A 19458-nucleotide genomic window follows, 5' to 3' on the forward strand; every position below is an offset into this window, starting at 1 on the left:
TCTTTCTAATTATCCAGCTACATTTTCAGTGAACTGACTATTGTATAGCTCTGCGTAGAAACCATTCTCCCTTAAAAGGTCTGAATGCGTTCCTTTCTCAATTACTTTTCCTTGTTCCATAACAAGAATCAAATCTGCATCCTTAATCGTTGAGAGACGATGGGCAATGACAAAGCTGGTTCGTCCTTCCATCAGTCGGTTCATGGCCTTTTGGATAAAGACTTCTGTCCGAGTGTCCACACTAGACGTCGCTTCATCCAATATCATGATTGGCGGATCTGCTAGAACAGCCCGGGCGATTGTCAAAAGCTGCTTTTGGCCTTGTGAGATGTTCGAAGCTTCTTCGTTTAAGATTGTCTCATAACCATCTGGCAGTGTCCGAATGAAATGGTCGGCATGTGCCGTCCGAGCAGCTGCAAAAATTTCTTCATCAGTTGCTCCATTTTTGCCATAAGCGATATTTTCTTTAATCGTACCATTAAAGAGCCAGGTATCTTGAAGTACCATACCAAAATTCTTTCGAAGATCATGACGTGACATATTCCGTGTATCAAGACCATCAATCGTAATCTTTCCGCCATTGAGTTCATAAAATCTCATCAAGAGATTTATCATGGTCGTTTTTCCAGCACCAGTCGGTCCAACAATTGCGACCGTCTGTCCAGGCAAGACATCGATGTTCATATCTTCAATTAACATTTCTTCCCCATATCCAAAGTCCACATGTTCAAAAGAAACAGCACCATTTGCCCTTTTTATATTAACTGTGGTTTGTTCTTTCATTTCCTCTTCTTCATCAAGTAGTTCAAAAACACGCTCAGCGGCTGCAACCGTCGACTGAATAATGTTAGCGATGTTAGCCGTTTGTGTGATTGGCTGGGTGAACTGCTTTGAATATGTGATGAATGCTTGAATGTCACCAATTGAAATCGAACGTTGCGTTACCAATATTCCGCCAACAACGCTGATGAGGACATAGCTCAAATTTCCGATAAAGAACATTACGGGCATGATGATACCTGATATAAACTGGGCTTTGCTTCCCGCTTTATACAATTCTTCATTAACTTCAGTAAACTGGGCACTCGCCTTTTTTTCATATCCGAATGCTTTAACAACTTGATGGCCGGTATATATTTCTTCAATGTGACCATTTAATTGTCCGAGTTTACGCTGTTGATCGGCAAAATGTTTTTGGGATCTTTTTAAAATAGGCCGGATTGCAAATATTGACAAAGGTAAGCTGATTATCGAGATTAATGTCAATAATGGGCTTATCGAAAGCATCATAATGATAATTCCCACAATCGTTACGATTGATGTGATGAATTGCGTTAAACTTTGCTGAAGGGTGCTCCCGATTGTATCAATATCATTTGTCATTCGGCTAAGTGTTTCACCGTTTGGACGTCCTTCAAAATATTTGAGTGGAAGTTTCTCGAGCTTTTTGTTCACATCTTCTCGAAGATCATATACCGTGTCTTGTGCAACACTTGACATAATGTATTGTTGTACATAGCTGAAAAGGCTGCTTAAAGCATAAAGTCCGGCAAGGAGTAGAAGAATCTGGCCAATTTTATCAAAGTTAATAGCTGCTCCTGGTATTACCTGGAATTTCCCGTAAGCTCCTTCGAATAATTCTGTAATTGCATTTCCCATGATCTTCGGTCCTACAATCATAAAAATCGTACTCATGATTGCAGCTAAGAACACGGAAATCAATCTGTTGCGCCTCGGTTTTAAATAGGTCAATAGACGTTTTAATGTTCCTTTAAAATCTTTTGCTTTTTGACCCATCATCATCATGTTACCGCCACCAGGGCCATGCCCGACCTGACCGCCGCCTTGAGGTTTTTTTTGATTACTCATGCAATTTCCTCCTCTGTGAGCTGTGATAAGGTAATTTCACGGTAAATGTCGTTTGTACTAAGCAACTCTTGGTGTGTTCCAATGCCTACAATGCGGCCTTCGTCTAACACAATGATTCGGTCAGCGTCAACGACGGTACTGACACGCTGTGCAACGAGAAGTACCGTCGAATTTTTCGTTTCATCTTTCAGGGCTGCGCGAAGGTTGGCATCCGTCTTGTAGTCCAGTGCCGAAAAACTATCATCGAATATATAAATATCCGGTTTTCGAATGAGTGCCCTTGCAATCGAAAGCCGTTGTTTTTGCCCTCCTGATAGGTTTGAACCGCCTTGATCGATTTCTGCCTCATAGCCGCCTTTCATATTGCTGATAAAATCCTCCGCTTGTGCGATCCGAGCCGCATGCTCAACTTCATCTTGTGTGGCTGTTTGTTTTCCAAAGCGAATGTTTTCAGAGATAGTACCTGTAAAGAGGGAGGCCTTTTGTGGTACAAAGCCAATTTTTGAACGGACTTCATCTTGTGATGACTTCCGAATATCAACACCATTGACGCGAATCGTTCCGCTTGAAATATCATAGAAGCGAGGGATCAAATTGACAAGAGTCGTTTTCCCGGAACCTGTTCCACCGATTATTGCTGTGATTTCACCAGGATTTGCTGAAAAACTAATATCCGATAATGCAGGTTCTTCTGCTCCTGGGTAACTGAACGTAACATGTTCAAATTCAAGGGTACCGTGTACACGATCTGCCTTTTCTGTCCCCTCATCCAGGAATGAAGGTTTCATGTCAAGGACTTCGTTTATCCTTGTTGCCAACACGGCAGCTCGTGGAACCATAACGAACATCATGGAAGCCATAACGAGAGCGAACATAATTTGCATAACATATTGGATAAATGCCATTAAGTCCCCGATCTGCATACCGCCGTTATCAATACGGACTCCACCAAACCAAATGATACCAACAACCGTCAAGTTCATGACAAGCATCATTACAGGCATCATGAAGGCCATGATTTTATTGACTTTGATTGAGACATCCGTTAATTCTTTATTCGCTTTCTTTAGACGTTCTTTCTCTTGTGTTTCACGATTGAAGGCACGAATGACGCGAATGCCAGTTAAATTTTCTCGTAATACAAGGTTCAACCGGTCTAATCGTTTTTGAACCGTTTGAAAGAGCGGCACACCTTTATATAGAATAAGCAAGATTGACCCAATCAAAAAAGGCATTGTGACAACAATGACAAGTGATAATTTTGCATCCATGGATACAGCCATGATTACTCCGCCGATTAACATGATAGGTGCACTGATAACCATACGAAGCATCATGATAACCACTTGCTGGACCTGTGTTATATCATTGGTCGTACGTGTAATCAATGACGCCGTACCGACTTCATCAAATTCTTGTAACGAAAATTTTTCAACGTGATTAAAGACCTTCAGGCGGAGGTCGCGTCCCATTCCCATTGCCGCTTTGGACGAATAGTAACTTGCGATTATGGATGCACAAGCGCCAAGTGCGGAAACCAACAGCATAAAACCGCCGATTTTCCAAATATAAGAAGTGTCTCCTCGAACAACGCCTTTGTCAATAATATCAGCCATTAGTGTAGGCAAAAAGAGGTCCGACATGGACTGAATAAACACCAGACCGATAACTGCTAAAATAATCCACTTATAAACGGATAAATTTTTCAGTATTTTTATCATTTTGTACACTCTCCTTGTTCGGTTGCTTGTGCTTCTAAAAAGTTTGTAATTTGAAGATGTGTTTTTAGCAACTCTTCAAACTGTTCTTCGGAAAGCATTTCAATGGCCGTTTGAAAGACTTGGTGAATGCTTCCTTCGTGAAAATGAATCGTTTTTAATAAATTTTCGCCCTTATCGGTGATTGACAATTGAATCTCACGCCGGTTGCCCTCCACAGGCTCACGATGGAGCAAACCTCCGCGAACCAGACCATCAACCGCTTGGCTCAAGGTGCTTTTTGGAAGAAATGTTTTCTCCCCGACATTTTTTTGGGAGGTCTCTTTGTAAAGGGTAATGGTCATCAAAATGGAATATTGAGGAACTGTTAATCCATTTTCTGCGGCTGTCTTTTGAACGAACCGCATGATATTTTTCTGTACGTTCCAAAATGAACGCAATAGTTGTACGGAACGCATTAATTGTTTTTCATTCTCCACTCAACATCACCATTCTTTCTGTATTGAACTGTTCCATTTCGAACATTTAATTTTATGAATCATTTTAATTTACAGCTATTCTTCCGCTTAGTCAACAAATAAATAACTTCAACACCCCGGCTTTTATCTAGTCTTGGTGCTTATATGGAAATGAGTTAAAGTCAGGTCAGGCCAAAACTGTTAAACCTATTTTATTTTTGTTAAAAAAAGGTTTTCTCGTGAAAACAACGATACAAAGTGAAATTAACTTGAAAATGTGAGATGAAAAGTGGTAGGATAATATTGCATTGAGTTAGTACCAGGTAATAATAGTAGATGATAACGCATTTGAGGGTGTTAAATGGCAAGCATGCATACATAAAAGAGCTTTCCCTTCCTTAGATACATAACAGGATATAAGTTTGCGAGACAAACAAACAGCTAATAAGAGAGGTTAGTAATTTGTGATATATAGACCCATATTTATATTGGGTGACAGCGTGAGGAGAACATTCTGGTTTTAACAGAAAACCGTTTTAATTATTAGGAGGGATGATGACATATGGTTGAAAACCGCCATCTACAGGCAGGTCTGAGTGATGAGCAGGTGCTTGAGATGTATAGAATTATGTTGTTGGCAAGAAGAGTGGATGAACGGATGTGGCTGTTGAACAGATCTGGAAAAATTCCATTTGTCGTTTCTTGTCAAGGGCAAGAAGCAGCTCAAGTGGGTGCAGCATTTGCGTTGAATCGTGAAAATGATTATGTGCTTCCTTATTATAGGGATCTAGGAGTGGTGCTTGCGTTTGGGATGACCGCCAGGGATTTAATGTTATCCAGTTTTGCCAAGGCAGAAGATCCAAATTCAGGCGGACGTCAAATGCCTGGGCATTTTGGGCAAAAAAAGAATCGAATCGTGACGGGATCTTCGCCAGTTACGACTCAAGTGCCACATGCAGTGGGGATTGCACTCGCTGCAAAAATGGAAGGAAAAGATATTGTTTCATTCGTTACATTCGGTGAGGGTTCATCAAACCAAGGTGATTTTCATGAAGGAGCGAATTTCGCAGGTGTACATAAACTTCCGGTCATCTTGATGTGCGAAAATAATCAGTATGCCATTTCCGTCCCTATTGAAAAGCAATTGGCTTGCGGGAAAGTGTCCGACCGGGCCATTGGTTACGGCATGCCAGGGGTGACGGTTGATGGAAATGATCCGATCGAAGTATACCGGGTGGTGAAAGAAGCTGCTGAGAGAGGAAGGCGTGGTGAGGGACCAAGCTTAATCGAAACGGTTTCATACAGGCTTACACCACATTCAAGCGATGATGATGATAGTCAATACAGGTCGCCTGATGAAGTATCGGAGGCAAAAAAAATAGATTCAATCATTACTTTTGGTGCCTATTTAAGAGCAGTGGGAATCATGGATGATCAAATGGAGAAACAAATGAACGAGGAAATAATGGAAGTTGTGAACGAAGCGACGGATTATGCGGAAAATGCTCCATTTGCAAATGAAGACACGCTCTCAAAATACGTTTACGCAGAAAGGTAAGGAGGAAAGAAGATGGCAGTGATATCTTATATAGATGCCGTGATAATGGCGATGCGGGAAGAAATGGAACGTGATTCCCGTGTATTTGTATTAGGTGAGGACGTAGGGGTAAAGGGCGGCGTGTTTAAAGCGACTTCAGGGTTATACGAACAATTCGGTGAACAGCGTGTCATTGATACACCGCTTGCTGAATCCGCAATCGCAGGAGTCGGCATCGGCGCGGCCATGTATGGAATGAGGCCGATTGCGGAAATGCAATTCGCTGATTTCATCATGCCAGCCATCAACCAAATCATTTCGGAAGCTGCAAAAATCCGTTATCGCTCCAATAATGACTGGCATTGTCCTATCGTCATCAGAGCTCCATACGGCGGAGGTGTACATGGGGCGTTATACCATTCACAATCCGTTGAAGCCATTTTTGCGAATCAACCGGGACTTAAAATTGTCATGCCCTCTACACCCTATGACGTGAAAGGATTATTGAAAGCTGCCATTCGCGATGATGACCCGGTCCTTTTCTTTGAACATAAAAGAGCCTATCGCTTAATTAAAGAAGAAGTGCCGGATGATGATTATGTTTTACCGATTGGTAAAGCGGATGTAAAACGTGAAGGCGAGGACGTTACAGTGATCACTTATGGCCTTTGTGTTCATTTTGCGCTTCAGGCAGCTGAAAGGCTGGCCAGTGATGGCATATCCGTTCATATACTTGATTTACGTACCGTTTATCCATTAGATCAAGAGGCAATAATGGAAGCTGCATCCAAAACAGGAAAAGTCCTATTGATTACTGAAGATAATAAGGAAGGAAGCATCATTAGTGAAGTATCGGCGATCATTGCAGAAAACTGCCTCTTCGATCTTGATGCCCCAATCATGAGACTCGCTGGCCCGGATGTTCCTGCCATGCCATATTCACCATCATTAGAGAAATCATTCATGGTGAATCCTGAAAAAGTGGAAAAGGCACTGCGGGACCTGGTTGCCTATTAAATGGTCTGCATGAAGGAACGAACTCTTCTTATCCGTTTAAATTGTTGTTTATTTTGGATTGATCTTAAAAATGAACTTAAGTCTAGCAACTATAAAATAGGTTGCCAGGCTTTTTTTTTACGCTGAATAAATCATCTATAGTTAAAAAATAATCCGTTTGATTACGCTAGAGGGAGCATATAAAACCAGTGATTTTTTGGGGGACTTTCACTACATGAATAAATACTATTGAAAAGAATTCTGGACAATTATCCAATAATAAACTATTGGTATGGTGTCTGGAAGTACATATTCTGGAATTGTAATTGTCAATAGTCACGCAAAATTCAATATATTAGCAATAAATATTATGTATATTTAAATGTTGAACGCAGTACAGTGATTGGTGAATTGAAACTAGCAAGGGACTATTATCTTTTAGAAATCTACGGGCGCACGCAATTTCGTATAAAAAATTCATCATGAAGTATTATATGAAGATAATATCTATTTCGAAGGAGGAAAAAATTGAGCGATCATATTAAAAGCGAATTATCATTATTCACCGAGTACCTTGTATCATTATTATTCACAGCTTGCCTTGCGGTTTTTCTCACAAAGTTCACTGATTCATTTCCATGGCTTTCCTTTATTGGTGTTTCAATTGGTCTTGCCCTCATGATTTCCTGTTGGGAACAAAAGAAAAACCAATGGTCTCTTTTTATTACAGGCTTATTATTGAACACAGCTGTTTGGTCTATTGTTTTGAATTGGTCCTCATTTTTTTAAATATATTTATTCCTGAAATTACAAAACAGCCTGATCCATTTTGATTGGATTTGGCTGTTTTATTTTACGTTTAATTAAGGCCATCGATATAGTTGAAAAATTGCCTCTTCACTTTTTCTGGGATAACCACTCTGCCACGATTGCAGCTTCTTCATTTGAAATAACGCCTGCTGGCATTCCATTTTTACCATTATTAATAATATCTTCTATATCATTTTGTGAATATTTTGCACCAATTTTATTTAATGCTGGACCAGCTCCTCCTTGTAAATTTTCCCCATGACAAGATATACAACTATTACTCACAATTTCTTCAGGATTACCAGCTGAAGTATCCTGTGTTCCCCCATTTGAATTTGGGGAGGGTGAGGGTTGATGGCCTCTGTAAAAAAACAGTAAAAATATTAAACATCCAGCAAGAACGATACTGGCTCCAGAAGTAAACCAAATTTTTTTCATAAATACCTCCGTATTTAATGTGGCGTGGAGTGAAAATCTTTTTGATAATAGAACAAAGAACGTTTCTAATATATCTCCTGCATAATAATAGAATCCGTGGAAAATACATAAACCTCTAAGGTCTTATTTTACTCTTCCAAAGTATTTAAGCATTATTATTAATTCATATCTTTCCCCAAAGTTATTTTTGCATGAATACATTTTTAATAAAAGGTAAGATTCTTTTACTCTAATCTCGGGTACCAAAAATTCCTTTATAACATTTCCAACTTTCTGCATGGTTATTTAATAAAAGTTTATACATATAGTCGAATTACTGAAAAACTAATATGTACTATTTAGATGAGGAATTTGAATATTGAACTGTAAACAAAACAGGCATGTCTAAATATAAGCTAGGTATAAAATTGAGCAGTTTTGTGAATATATGTAAAAGGAATAAAAAAGTCACTTAAACATCCTTTATTGTGAATAATAACGTTTACTGTAAAGGGTACAAACGGTTTTAGTAAATGTAACTGATGTTGTTTATGGAGGATTGACGTGATGTTTCAGAATATTGGGATTCCAGGCTTGGTCGTAATTCTTATCATTGCGCTTGTAATTTTCGGTCCGAAAAAACTACCTGAAATTGGTCGGGCATTTGGACGGACATTAACGGAATTCAAGGGTGCAACAAATGGATTAATTTCTGATGAAGATAAACAGGAAGAGAAAAAACATGAGTTATCGACTGCTGAAAAGAAGATGCTGGATAAACAGTAGAGTCCATAGTGGAATGCAGGTGGGCATTTTTCATATAACTGGAGGCGGCCACCTTGGAAAACAAAGATTCACATCAACGAATGATTAATACGTGGAGTGTATCCTATTTTTTTCTGGTAGTCTTACCAATTATGATTACTCCTCCGGATTTCATATCGGATATTCTCGTCATTATTCCTTTACTGGTTCTTTACGAATTAAGTGTCACCATATCCAAGATTGCTTATAAGAAAAAGGTAGTAAGCGATGCATCAATGTGATAAGAAAATTCACACCTTGATTATGAAATAGGAGGTTTTTTTTTGTCGGACAAAGAGAAAAGTCAAATCGAAAAACAAGGTAGTACGAGACGTACCTTTTTAAAGAATTCCGGTTTAGCTGTTGGAGGGCTTATTTTAGGTGGAGCAGTTGGAAGCATGTTTGATAGAAATTCGAAAAGTGGTGTGAAAACAGAACAGAAGAGTCAAACTCAAGCTAATAATCCGAATGAAGCCCTGATGTTTTTTTATCCAGAAGAATATCAGACGACAGCGGCAGCTGCAGAACGTATTTTCCCAAAGGACGATCTTGGACCAGGTGCTATGGAATTAAATGCGGCGATTTATATTGACCATCAACTCAACAGTGGGTGGGGCGTAAATGAAAAGGATTATAAACTTGGACCCTATTATAAGCCAGAGCCAACACAAGGTGAACAGAATAAACTTTACCGAAAAGATTTGTTCCGGCTAGGCTTAAAAGAATTGAATACATATAGCAACAAAAACTATAAAAAGAAATTTACAGAATTAGAGGCTAATGAACAGGATGAAGTTTTAGCTGCGTTCGAGAAAGGTAAAGCAAGTTCGCTTTCTGGTGCATCTTCATCGGCATTTTTCCAATTGTTAAGAACTTTGACCATTGAAGGTGTTTATGCAGATCCATTGTACGGAGGAAATAAGGAAATGCTAGGCTGGCAGATGCGAAAGTATCCTGGTTCTCGAATGAGTTATACAAAAGAAATCCAAAGTAAAGAATTTTTAAAGCTAGATCCAAATAGCCTTCAAAGTCATATGAAACATTCATGATAGAAAGGGATGAAAAACATGGCAAAAAAACTACCTAAGGTACCCGTCGTTGTTGTCGGGATGGGGTGGGCTGGAGGTATTATTGCCTCGGAATTAACAAAAGCAGGAATCAAAGTCGTTGGACTGGAGCGCGGTAAAGAACGGGATATGAGTGATTATTTAATGGTGCATGACGAACTGCGTTTCCAACATCGTGAAGAGTTAATGCAAGATTTATCAAAGGAAACTATTACTCATCGTAATAACCAAAAAATGAGAGCACTCCCTATGCGTAATTATGGAACTTTTATCGTAGGTGAAGGTCTTGGAGGAGCTGGTAGTCACTGGAATGGACAGACCTACCGTTTTCTTCCTTATGATTTTGAAATTAAATCACTAACTGAAAAAAGGTATGGTAAAAATAAAATTAAATCAGACTATCCGATTCAAGACTGGGGCATTACATATGACCAAATCGAACCATATTATGATACTTTTGAAAAAATGGCAGGAATATCTGGTGAAACTGTTAAGTTATATGGAAAACGCTCCAATCCTTATCCAACAGGACCGATGATAAAAACACCTGTATTAACGGAATTCGAACAAGCAGCGAAGAAGCTTGGCTACAAACCCTATATGATTCCATCTGCAAATCTATCAGAGAATTACGAAAACCCTGATGGTATTTCACGTTCAGCCTGTCAATATTGTGCATTTTGTGAAAACTTCGGTTGTGAGTATGGTGCAAAAGCAGATCCAGTTGTTACGGTCATTCCTGTTGCCAAAAAAACTGGTAACCTTGACCTGCGGACATACTCAAACGTCACCCGTATTTTAAATGATGGTACGAAAGCGACAGGTGTTATTTATGTAGACACCTTCACGGGTGAAGAATTCGAACAACCGGCAGAAGTAGTGGTCTTAGCGAGTTATGTATTTAATAATGTTAGACTTTTACTTAATTCAAATCTTGGAGTACCCTATGATCCAAAAACCAGAAATGGTGTAATTGGTAAAAACTATTGTTACCAAGTGAGTTCAGGATATTCAAGCCTTTATTATAATGACCGTGAGTTCAATATATATGGAGGTGCAGGTGCATTAGGCATTGAGATTGCAGAATTTACAGGTGATAATTTTGACCATTCGGATGTAAACTTCCTTCACGGAGCAGGAATTCGTACAACCCAGTATGGGAATAGACCTATAGCTAATAATAACTCACCAATCGGAACACCTTCATGGGGTGCGGAATTTAAAAAGCAATCAATCAAATATGCCAATAGCATCCTGCAAGTCAAATCACAGGGTGCAAGTATGCCACACATACAAAACTACCTTGATCTGGACCCTACTTATAAAGATGTATACGGTATGCCTTTATTACGGATGACATATGATTATACGGCCCAAGACCGTGAGTTAGTAAAATACATGGCGAAAGTGACAAGATCGATTGCTAAAAAAATGGGTCCTGATCATATTGATACGGTCGCTGAACAAGCAGATTTTAACGTAAACACAGATACGAATACGCATAACACAGGCGGCGTCATCATGGGGGCTGATCCAAAAAATTCGGCAGTTAACACTTACCTGCAAATGTGGGACGCTGAGAATGTATTTGTTGCGGGTTCTTCAGCATTTCCTCATAACAGTTCGTTTAACCCAACTGGTACTTTAGGTGCCTTTTCATATAGAGCAGCAGAAGGGATTGTAAAGTACCTTAAAAAAGGTGGTTCCCTCGTATAAGACAGCTTTTCCTTTGACCTAAAAATAACATGACCTGTTCCCACAATAATTGGGGGCAGTTTTTTAATTTTAGGATGCTAAAAAAACAAACATGCATGGGCTCCATTTAAGACTAAGGGTATCGTTTAAGGTACATATTAAACTTAATACCAAAAACTTAAGATAAGGGGGTTTATAAAATGAAAGGCAAATGGAAAATCACTATTTTATCCGCATTACTTTCGGTAAGTTTTCTGTCAGCATGTAACGCTGGCAATAACGACTTTAATGATCAAGAGGAAGTAGATTATCGTCCTGTTCGAAATGACACGGACACGAATCCAAATAATAATGATGATGATAATCGATCATTCAAGCACGATGAAAACCCTGATCAAACAGATAAACAAATGGAAAAAGGCAATAATCTTGAATTTAATAAAACGAGAGGCGATTTATAGAACCTCTAATAAGAAGACAATATTTTATTTGGGATACCATTGGAAAAACGCCCAAAATCCGATTATCCTCCAGTTTGACTTTACTTCTCATTCTTGCATAAATGTATTCCATGGAGTTGACATGATAAATGAAATTTAACAAGAAAAAAATCAACGTTGTAGATATTCAAAAAGCGAAGAAAAGCGTGTTTGCTACAGGGGTAGGAAATGCTATGGAGTGGTTTGATTTTGGCTTATATTCCTATTTGGCTGTGATCATTAGTCAAAATTTTTTTAGTGCTGTTGAGAATGATGAGCTTAAATTAGTATTCACCTTTGCAACGTTTGCGATTGCCTTTTTAATGCGCCCAGTAGGGGGTATCATATTTGGTAAAATCGGTGATAAATTAGGAAGAAAAGTCGTTTTAACAACCACGATTATTTTGATGGCTTTTTCAACATTACTAATCGGTTTATTACCTACATATGATCAAATCGGTATATGGGCACCTATACTCTTATTAATAGCTAGAATTATTCAGGGTTTTTCAACAGGTGGCGAATACGCTGGTGCAATGGTCTATATTGCAGAATCTTCTCCAGACAATAAACGCAATATGCTTGGAAGTGGATTAGAAATTGGTACGCTAATTGGTTATATATTAGCTTCATTACTTGCCAGTACACTCTTTATCACTCTTTCCGATCAACAGATGGCCTCATGGGGTTGGAGAATACCGTTCCTACTCGGCTTACCTTTAGGGCTTATTGGATTGTACTTAAGAAAAAGTTTAGAAGAATCACCGATTTTTGAAAATGAACTTTCTGATGATGAAGGCCAAGATGAAAGCTTTCTATCCATTTTCAAAAATCACAAAAAGGATATTCTTGTATGTTTTGTAGCTGTTGCATTCTTTAATATTACAAGCTATATGCTATTATCATACATGCCTTCTTATTTAGATGAGATTATTGGATTATCCAGTACAGTAGGAACCCTATTAATTACGATTCTAATGATTATCATGGTGCCTCTTACTTTAATATTTGGAAAGCTCAGTGATAAAATTGGAAATAAGACTGTTTTCTTAATCGGTTTAGGCGGTTTAAGCCTATTATCTGCCCTTGCTTTTTATTTAATAAACCTGAATGCTTTAGTATTTATTTCGTTAGGTGTTCTAATTCTAGGTGTTCTGCTTTCAATTTATGAAGGCACAATGCCTGGATCGTTACCAACCATGTTCTACACTGATATTCGATATCGAACATTATCAGTGACCTTTAATGTCTCGGTTTCAATATTTGGTGGAACTACCCCTTTAGTTTCCACATGGTTAGTTCACCAAACGGGGAATAACTTAGCACCTGGTTTTTATCTAACAGCCGTGAATATTATCGGGTTTTTAGTGATATTATTCTTGTTCAATAGTACTTCAGGAAAATCGCTAAAAGGATCTTACCCAACAGTTGCTTCAAAATCTGAATTTCAAGAAGCAGTTGAAAATCCAAAAGATTCCCTATGGTGGAAAACGGAACAAAGAGAAAAATAATAAAAGCACACATCCAATGGGGAGGACTACTCGAAATACAGGCACTCAAATATGAGTGTCTGTATTTCGGGTTTTGTGGTACTCACGAATAATAAAGTTGTTTAAAAATAGAAAGAAGAATTAAAGGAAAGCGATAGAGTTATTAAAGAAATGGGTTACGAAGCAGTTCCCTTTTCTCTTAGGGAACTGCTGGACAATTACCCACTTATCCACCTGGGGAACATTGATGCAAATAAGGTAGAAGAGGTAGCGGGATTTTAACAGCTCCTATTATGCTTTTGATGATGGATCAAAAGGAATGTTTACGAGAGGTTCGCTTTGATCATTTAAAGGAAGAACAGATTTACGAGATGTATACTCGATAAACCCTTAATTAATGAAAAGATGTGAGTTCAAAAGGATATTACGAAAATTAGGGAATGATTAATAGTGGCAGCCTTAAAACAACGGTTGCTATATCTTAAGCTTATTGGTACGGAACTGGTAATAATAGATATACAAAATACTGTCTTTGCCGCTAGTTATAGCTATAGACAGTAACCCATATACAGAATGGTCTATATTTTAAGGAAAATTGACTGTATTTTTTTGTCCTGTAATTATTTCGACATTGAGATATATTGATTTGAGACAATGTTGTTGACAGTGAATGGTATTCATGATAAATTATCTTTAAGTAAAGATATATTAATTCAAGATAATGAGAAATATCTAATCAAACCCCTATAATGAATAGCCACTCTTTTTGAAGGGAAAATATAGGGGATTAAGGAAAACGTTAAATATCCAAAAATTGAATCGTTTTAATGGGAGGAATAATGTATGAATGGTTTAAAAGGTATACACCACGTAACGGCCATAACAAGTAGTGCTGAAAAAAATTATGAATTTTTCACAAATATATTAGGCATGCGTTTAGTCAAGAAAACCGTTAACCAAGATGATATCCAAACCTATCACCTGTTTTTTGCCGACGATGTTGGCGGTGCGGGTACTGACATGACATTCTTCGATTTTCCTGGAATTCCAAAAGGGGTGCATGGGACTAATGAGATCTCTAAAACATCCTTCCGTGTACCGAATGATGCGGCATTGGAGTATTGGGTTAATCGCTTCGACCGTTTAGAAGTAAGTAATACAGGAATCCAAGAACAATTTGGTAAAAAAACCATTTCGTTTGTGGATTTTGATGATCAGCAATATCAATTGATCTCAGATGAAAATAATGAAGGGGTTGCATCCGGGATTCCTTGGCAAAAAGGACCGATTCCTCTGGAACACGCTATTACAGGATTAGGACCAATTTTCATTCGTATCGCCAACTTTGATTACTTTAAAGAAATGATGGAAAAAGTCCTATTATTCAAAGAAATAGACAATGAAGGGTCATTTCACCTATTTGAAGTAGGGGAAGGCGGGAATGGTGCACAAGTGATCGTCGAGCATAATTCGACCCTTCCTCAGGCTCGGCAGGGTTTTGGGACTGTTCACCATACAGCCTTCCGTGTTGAAGACCGTTCCGTTCTGGAAGAATGGATCAAGCGAATGGAAAGCTTCCAATTTCATACGTCCGGTTATGTCGATCGTCACTTTTTTGAGTCGCTTTATGTACGAGTGGCACCGCAAATTTTATTCGAGTTTGCCACGGATGGTCCTGGATTTATGGGGGATGAGCCGTATGAAACGCTTGGGGAAAAGTTATCTTTACCACCGTTCTTGGAACCGAAAAGGGATCAAATCGAAAAGTTGGTCCGTCCCATTGATACAGTAAGAAGCACCAAGGAATTCATTAAAGAATAATTGCGAATGATATATTGGTTTATGCCCATACTAAAATAGGTAAAATAAAAAATGGAATAATCATTTGAAATAGAAAAAATGTTCTGGAGGAATGAATCATGACAAAAGATTTTTACACGGCCATTAAAGAGAGACGTTCGTATTATGGAATCAATAAAGAAGTCCAAGTATCGGATGAGAAAATTAAAGAAATAGTTGAATTTGCGGTAAAACACACGCCATCGGCTTTTAATTCCCAATCCTCCCGCCTTGTTGTTTTAACAGGATCGGCACATGATAAATTATGGGATATTACGACACAGGCTTTAAGGAAAGCGGTTGGTGAGGGGGATTTCTCTGGCACTCAACAAAAAATGGATTCCTTCAAAGCGGGATATGGGTCAATATTATTCTTTGAAGATGAATCTGTAGTGAAATCACTTCAAGAACAATTTGCAACGTATGCCGATAACTTCCCAATCTGGTCACAACAAACATCAGGCATGCATCAATTAGTTGTTTGGACGGCACTTGAAGCAGAAGGATTGGGAGCAACTTTACAGCATTATAATCCTCTAATTGATGATGAAGTGAAAAAAGAATGGAATGTTCCAAGCGATTGGAAATTGATTGCGCAAATGCCATTTGGAAATCCAACAGCTCAACCGGGTGATAAAGAATTCAAACCACTTGAGGATCGTATCAAATTTTATAAATAAAGAGGACCGATAAGAGAAACTTTGTTGAGAGCCAATTCTAATTGGCTCTTTTTTGTTTGAGCTCATTTGCCCATATTTTTTCAGTTTTACAATAAGAAAAAATATTTTCACTATTTTTTGTTTATTGCCGTGTGTGGAAAGTGACTATACCTAATGTAAAAGTTTTATAAGTAATAATTCTCCTTTTTATTCAATTCATTGAAAATAAGAGCAATTCCTTGCTCAAGTTTTTGTATATTTGTATTGGACACGTTTAATTTTAGTGTTTTTTCCTGGGGAAAGCTATCTAAATAATTTTGACCCATCGTCTCTACCAGTACATGTTGATTCTGTAAGTTATTGATGAGGTAAGTACTATTTAAACGTTGAGGCAGTACGATATGAGCGTTCATACATATGGATGATGGGCGATAAAAGCCTGAAGCAGAGTGCTTTTCTAGAGCATCATATAGCAAGTTTGCACGCAATGAATAGGAAAGGCGCACTTGGTTTCTATGGTGTTTAAACATACCGCTTTTTATGTAGATTTCCAATGCTGCTTGTGAAATCATGGAACTATCAATATCAGACGTTCTTTTATATAGTTGGAAGCTCTCCGTTAATGGTTTAGGCAATACGGCAACACCTATGCGTAATCCTGGAAACATTATTTTTGAGAAGCTTTTTAAATAAATGACCATGTTATCGGTATCCTCGGAAAAAATAGGGTCTACCTTCATATTTTCTTCGAAATCTGCTAAATAATCATCTTCTACAATATAGACTCCATACTTTACTGCAAGTTTTAGTATCTCCACTCTTTCCATTTTAGAATAAGAAGTCCCTAACGGATTATGAAAACGAGGCATCGTATAAAAGAATTTGATTTCCTGATCACTAAAAATCCGTTCTAACTCCCCTAAATCAATACCTTCTGCTGTTCGTTCGATTCCTAGCACGGAAATCTTGTACGCTTTCAATTGCTCCACAAATAGATGATAACTAGGCTGCTCAACAAGTATATGAGTACGTTCATTTGGAAAGGGGATTAACGTTAATAAGGAAAGTGCTTGCTGCACGCCAGAAGTAATGAAAATCTGTTCTTCTTTTGCGAAAACCTGATACTGCTCTAATTGTTTTTGTATCACTTTAATTAAAGAGGGCAGTCCTTTTGGAGTGCCATAGATAAACAATTCTTGCTGATAGGTATCGATGGCTTTGTTAATGCAATGTTGAAAGTCATGATACGGAAATTGATGCCAAGCGGGAGCGGAGGTAACAAAGTCGATGTCCGATGTGGGTTCGCTTTTACCATCAAATTCTTTTTGTACGACATAATATCCGCTTTTAGGAACGGCGTAGATTAAATGCCTCTTTTCCAATTCTTGCAGGGCTTTCAAGACTGTACTTTTACTACATTGATGTTGATCGCTTAATTGACGGATAGATGGGAGTTTAAAGCCCGCTTTGAGCCTTCCATTCTGGATGAGAGATTCAAATTCATTAAACAAAGCTACGTATTTTAGCATGATTACCTCCTAAAACTGTACCGTTACAGATGCTTCATATTTGTATTGTATCGTAGTGGAACTTTTAATACGATACTAACAACCGGCCGGGTGTTGAAAAGGAGGATTACTCAATATGCCAGAAAATAAAAAAGCCTATCTTGCGGCGATACTTTATGCCATTATTATTGGATTTTCATTTTTCTTTACAAAAATATCATTAATGGAAGCTAGTCCGCTAGATACATTGGCACATCGATTTACGATGGCTTTCTTGATCGCCATAATTATTAAGCTATTAAGGAGGACATCAGTGAAAATGAGTGCAAAGGATTCTGTGAAAATTCTTCCGTTGGTGTTCCTTTTTCCAATTTTATTTTTTACATTTCAAGTGTTTGGTCTCATTTATACCTCATCTTCAGAAGCGGGTATTATCCAAGCGACCATACCAATTTTTACGTTATTATCAGCTTCATTATTTTTGAAAGAATACGCAGGTAGAGCTCAGAAATTTTTTCTTTATTTATCTGTTACGGGGGTTATCTTTATCTTTGTCATGAATGACTTGCAACATGCGGCTCACAGTTGGAAAGGAACGATCCTGATCTTATTATCCTCGATTGCCGCCGCTCTTTATAATGTGATAGCGAGGAAGGTAACAAAGCAATATTCACTATTTACGTTAACGTATGTGATGACTTTCTTTGGTTTTGTGACTTTTAATAGTATGGCCGTCATTAACCATATAATTAACCATTCCATCAGTAGCTTTTTATTACCCTTCACAAGTAGTGCATTCCTCATTTCAATCGTATATCTTGGGGTATTATCGTCTTTGCTTACTGCTTTTTTATCAAACTATACATTATCTATATTACCAGCATCTAAAATGAGCGTTTTTAGTAATTTAGCGACATTGATTACAATAATGGCAGGGGTGATTTTCTTACATGAATCGATTCATTATTATCATGTAATAGGTGCAATGATCATTCTTGCTGGGGTAATCGGCACGAATTATTTTGGTGGAATTCAATCCAAGCATAATAGTAAGACTTTTGCCGACCCATTGCTGAAAAGGGAGGTAAAGTAATGAATAAATATGTATTGTTACTCTTGATTAGTGGTATATGGGGATCTCAATTTTTCTTTATTGCATTAGTCATAGAAAATGTTGGGGTTATTACATTATCAGCCATCAAAGCATGCATCGGCGGTATCTGTTTACTCTTCTTTGGTTTGTTTTTATCAAAAGAAGAGCGAAAAGTACCCAGGGGTTATTATAAATGGTATATTATCATTGCTTTTTTCGAGGTTGTACTCCCATTCGTTTTTATTGCACAAGGCCAGAAATCGGTGCCTAGCAGTATCGCAGCGGTGCTGATTGGAATGGTTCCCATCTTTACCATCCTTTTTTTACTAGCATTTTTCAAAAGAAAAAGCACAAGGCCGCAGATTACAAGTATCCTATTCGGATTTGCAGGTATTGTCTTCCTTTCCTGGCCGACACAAGGAATCCAAGACCTTTCTAACAGTATTCAGGGGAACATCCTCATGATATTGGCTGCTATGAGTTTTGGATTATCATTGATTTTTATGGAGAAATTAAACGAGGGTTCTTCCGTCATTCATATGAGAAATGTATTACTGATTGCCAGTGCATTGCTCATACCCATGTCCCTTTTGTTTGAGCAATCTTTCAAATTGGATATAGCACGATCTCAATCTATCTACTTAGCGATTTTAGGCATTTTCCATGCAGGTGTTGTTTATGCATTATTTAACAGGCTGATTCGGCAAGAAGGCGCATTATTTACTTCATATAGTAATTATATAGTGCCAGTCATCGGAATGATTTTAGGGTTTTTCTTTTTACATGAAGCGTTGTCCATTCATCAATTGATTGGAATGGGTATAATAATGATGTCATTAGTTTTTTTGGACGAAAAAATAATTATCAAATTGAAAAATGGGCAGCAGGTTTAATATTTTTTGTAAGATCATTTTTAGTTTTTTGATTAGCAAATGAATATATGGTAAAAGAAGCATCTGCTGAGGTTGATGCAGATGCTTTTCTTTTAAAAGGGGTAACTGATTTATTGGCTATAACCA

18 protein-coding genes are annotated in these 19458 nt (G+C 37.9%); 13 read left to right on the plus strand and 5 right to left on the minus strand.

Features of this window, described 5'->3' with window-relative positions:
- Positions 1-9: 9 nt before the first annotated feature.
- Genes AC0VX1_RS10870 through AC0VX1_RS10880 form a run of 3 tightly spaced genes read right to left on the minus strand, consistent with a single transcriptional unit; the run spans position 10 to position 4066 of the window.
- Positions 10-1869, minus strand: a complete 1860-nt coding sequence (locus AC0VX1_RS10870; RefSeq protein WP_475471190.1) for an ABC transporter ATP-binding protein — start codon at positions 1867-1869, stop codon at positions 10-12.
- Entirely contained in the window at positions 1866-3590 is a 1725-nt protein-coding gene (locus tag AC0VX1_RS10875; RefSeq protein ID WP_475471192.1) for an ABC transporter ATP-binding protein, read from the minus strand. Before AC0VX1_RS10875 ends, AC0VX1_RS10870 begins: the two co-directional genes overlap by 4 nt.
- A complete protein-coding gene (locus tag AC0VX1_RS10880) occupies positions 3587-4066 on the minus strand; it encodes a MarR family winged helix-turn-helix transcriptional regulator (RefSeq protein WP_057275992.1) in 480 nt (159 codons plus the stop codon). Before AC0VX1_RS10880 ends, AC0VX1_RS10875 begins: the two co-directional genes overlap by 4 nt.
- 541 nt (positions 4067-4607) lie before the next feature.
- Here AC0VX1_RS10880 and AC0VX1_RS10885 point away from each other — a divergent pair.
- The 3 genes from AC0VX1_RS10885 to AC0VX1_RS10895 all read left to right on the plus strand — a co-directional run bounded on the left by AC0VX1_RS10885 (position 4608) and on the right by AC0VX1_RS10895 (position 7367).
- Positions 4608-5603 carry a thiamine pyrophosphate-dependent dehydrogenase E1 component subunit alpha gene (locus AC0VX1_RS10885; protein ID WP_475471194.1) on the plus strand — a complete coding sequence of 332 codons (996 nt, stop codon included), beginning with the start codon at positions 4608-4610 and terminating at the stop codon, positions 5601-5603.
- Between the two features lie 12 nt (positions 5604-5615).
- Complete coding sequence (locus AC0VX1_RS10890; protein ID WP_095679607.1) at positions 5616-6599, plus strand: alpha-ketoacid dehydrogenase subunit beta; 984 nt, start codon at positions 5616-5618, stop codon at positions 6597-6599.
- Between the two features lie 507 nt (positions 6600-7106).
- On the plus strand, positions 7107-7367 hold the full coding sequence (locus tag AC0VX1_RS10895; RefSeq protein WP_054396339.1) for a hypothetical protein: 261 nt from the start codon (positions 7107-7109) through the stop codon (positions 7365-7367).
- 108 nt (positions 7368-7475) lie between these two features.
- Here the strand turns inward: AC0VX1_RS10895 and AC0VX1_RS10900 are convergent, their stop codons facing one another.
- Entirely contained in the window at positions 7476-7826 is a 351-nt protein-coding gene (locus AC0VX1_RS10900; protein WP_145505907.1) for a c-type cytochrome, read from the minus strand.
- 546 nt (positions 7827-8372) lie between these two features.
- On the opposite strand from AC0VX1_RS10900, the gene AC0VX1_RS10905 reads away from it, so the two are divergent.
- The 8 genes from AC0VX1_RS10905 (at position 8373) to AC0VX1_RS10940 (ending at position 15859) form a co-directional block, all read left to right on the plus strand.
- Complete coding sequence (locus AC0VX1_RS10905; protein WP_034312681.1) at positions 8373-8591, plus strand: twin-arginine translocase TatA/TatE family subunit; 219 nt, start codon at positions 8373-8375, stop codon at positions 8589-8591.
- A 53-nt stretch (positions 8592-8644) separates the two neighbouring features.
- Complete coding sequence (locus AC0VX1_RS10910) at positions 8645-8851, plus strand: hypothetical protein (RefSeq protein WP_475471197.1); 207 nt, start codon at positions 8645-8647, stop codon at positions 8849-8851.
- Between the two features lie 42 nt (positions 8852-8893).
- The gene (locus tag AC0VX1_RS10915; RefSeq protein ID WP_413011091.1) at positions 8894-9658 is read left to right on the plus strand and encodes a gluconate 2-dehydrogenase subunit 3 family protein; all 765 of its coding nucleotides are present in this window, start codon (positions 8894-8896) and stop codon (positions 9656-9658) included.
- 18 nt (positions 9659-9676) lie between these two features.
- A complete protein-coding gene (locus tag AC0VX1_RS10920) occupies positions 9677-11392 on the plus strand; it encodes a GMC family oxidoreductase (RefSeq protein WP_440438253.1) in 1716 nt (571 codons plus the stop codon).
- A gap of 179 nt (positions 11393-11571) precedes the next feature.
- On the plus strand, positions 11572-11832 hold the full coding sequence (locus AC0VX1_RS10925; protein WP_323598076.1) for a hypothetical protein: 261 nt from the start codon (positions 11572-11574) through the stop codon (positions 11830-11832).
- A 128-nt stretch (positions 11833-11960) separates the two neighbouring features.
- The gene (locus tag AC0VX1_RS10930) at positions 11961-13361 is read left to right on the plus strand and encodes an MFS transporter (RefSeq protein ID WP_063576530.1); all 1401 of its coding nucleotides are present in this window, start codon (positions 11961-11963) and stop codon (positions 13359-13361) included.
- Between the two features lie 822 nt (positions 13362-14183).
- The gene (locus AC0VX1_RS10935; RefSeq protein ID WP_475471198.1) at positions 14184-15161 is read left to right on the plus strand and encodes a ring-cleaving dioxygenase; all 978 of its coding nucleotides are present in this window, start codon (positions 14184-14186) and stop codon (positions 15159-15161) included.
- A 98-nt stretch (positions 15162-15259) separates the two neighbouring features.
- On the plus strand, positions 15260-15859 hold the full coding sequence (locus AC0VX1_RS10940; RefSeq protein ID WP_106026561.1) for a nitroreductase family protein: 600 nt from the start codon (positions 15260-15262) through the stop codon (positions 15857-15859).
- Between the two features lie 164 nt (positions 15860-16023).
- On the opposite strand, the gene AC0VX1_RS10945 is transcribed toward AC0VX1_RS10940, so the two are convergent.
- Entirely contained in the window at positions 16024-17367 is a 1344-nt protein-coding gene (locus AC0VX1_RS10945) for an aminotransferase-like domain-containing protein (RefSeq protein WP_475471201.1), read from the minus strand.
- Between the two features lie 115 nt (positions 17368-17482).
- Here AC0VX1_RS10945 and AC0VX1_RS10950 point away from each other — a divergent pair, with 115 nt between their 5' ends.
- Together AC0VX1_RS10950 and AC0VX1_RS10955 are read left to right on the plus strand one after the other, a co-directional pair.
- Entirely contained in the window at positions 17483-18439 is a 957-nt protein-coding gene (locus AC0VX1_RS10950; RefSeq protein ID WP_475471202.1) for a DMT family transporter, read from the plus strand.
- Positions 18439-19332 carry a DMT family transporter gene (locus AC0VX1_RS10955; RefSeq protein WP_063576525.1) on the plus strand — a complete coding sequence of 298 codons (894 nt, stop codon included), beginning with the start codon at positions 18439-18441 and terminating at the stop codon, positions 19330-19332. Before AC0VX1_RS10950 ends, AC0VX1_RS10955 begins: the two co-directional genes overlap by 1 nt.
- Positions 19333-19458: the final 126 nt, after the last annotated feature.

The organism is Peribacillus sp. QJM3NY_7 (assembly GCF_056173225.1).